Origin of the sequence: Microbacterium sp. UBA3394 (assembly GCF_002358725.1) — a bacterium.
In the GTDB taxonomy this organism is placed as follows: Bacteria; Actinomycetota; Actinomycetes; order Actinomycetales; family Microbacteriaceae; genus Microbacterium; species Microbacterium luteum.
On the sequence record NZ_DEPK01000022.1, the window covers coordinates 7,916 to 9,271 of the forward strand.

Annotated in this window: 1 protein-coding gene and 1 pseudogene; both read right to left on the minus strand. The window is 70.5% G+C overall.

The genetic code is table 11. The features are described 5' to 3' along the window. Nucleotides 1–608: pseudogene (locus B4E30_RS00930) on the minus strand (lytic transglycosylase domain-containing protein); the annotation flags it as partial. 165 nt (nucleotides 609–773) lie between these two features. After that, nucleotides 774–1,356 (minus strand): YidC/Oxa1 family membrane protein insertase (locus B4E30_RS00935; RefSeq protein ID WP_286793102.1); only part of this gene is annotated, 583 nt, incomplete at its 5' end.

Consider the following 1,356-nt stretch of genomic DNA (forward strand, 5'->3'; position numbering starts at 1 on the left):
GCCTCAGCGGCCGCCGCTGCCTCGGCTTCCTTGCGCGCCTTCTCGGCGGCCTCTTCCTCCGCCTTCTTCTGCTCGGCGGCTTCGAGGCTGCCGCGCATGCCGGCGACGTCTTCGGAGACGGCTGCGATGAGGGTCGTGACGTCCTCGGTCATGTCTGCGACGGCGGGGGAGGGCAGCAGGTGAGCGCCGTCGAGATCCTCGATGGCCTCCTCGAGCGCATCCGTGTCGACGTCGGTCGCGGCGTCACCGAGGTCGAGGCCCGAGTCGGCGACGTCGCCCTCGACGTCGTCCGCCGATGCGAGGGCATCTGCGGCGGCGACGAGAGCCTCTTCGGCCTCGTCACTGATGTCGTCGAGGTCGAAGCTCGTCGCTGAGCCGGTCGGCGCCGGCGTGGCGGTGGTGTGCGACGCGAGCGCGTAGGCGGCCAGGGCGGGGGTGGAGGACGCGGAGGCCTGCGAAACCGCGGAGGTGCCGGTCACGGCGCCGACGGCGAGCACACCGAGGGCGAGGCTCGCGGCCGCGATGGCGGGCCGTCGACGATTGCGGCGTGCGATCTCGCGTCGGACGCGTCGACTGGGGGCAGGGGAGGACGTCGTGTTCGTGTGCATCAAAACCAGGTTCCGTATCGGGTATCCGCGCCGTCATGACGGCGTTCCGCGTCGGCAGAAGCAGACACAAGTCCCAGAGTCTGCCAGACCGGACCTGAATGTGACCCGAACGTTACCTCCGGGAGCTGGTGATCTTCGATGTGGTGTGCGGGGGACATTCGCGTCTCACGCGATCGGATAGCACCGTCGGAGGACGGCGCGCTGCGCGAGCGTCCACGCCAGAGAGACGCACAGGTAGACACCGGCGGCGAGTGGCAGAACGGAGACGGCCACGAGCGGGGCGAAGTGCAGTGCGCCGGCCAGCCTCGTCGGTCCGGACGGCATCCCCGGAGGAACGGAGACGGCTGCGGTGCGACGCGAGGACTCGGCGATCACGGCGACGACGATCGCCAGCACCGCGAAGACGAGCAGGGTCGCCGGGTCGCCGAGCGCGCCGACGACCGTCGTCCCCAGTGGAGCGCCGAAGAGCCTTCCGCTGAGAAGAAGGTTCGCTTCGCCGGCGATGTCAGCATGCACGAACACGGCGTAGAGGATTCCCAGGACGGGAGCTTGCGCGAGTGCCGGCAGGCATCCGGCGATCGGTGAGACGCCGTGGCGTCGGTACAGCTCGACGATCTCTCGCTGCAAGCGCTCCGGCTGTCCCTTCCACCGTTCCCGGAGGCGGGCGATGTCCGGTGCGAGCCGGGCGCGCGACTGCTCCGCGCGGGCCGCGCCGATTCCGACGGGGATCAGGGCGGCGCGCACGAAG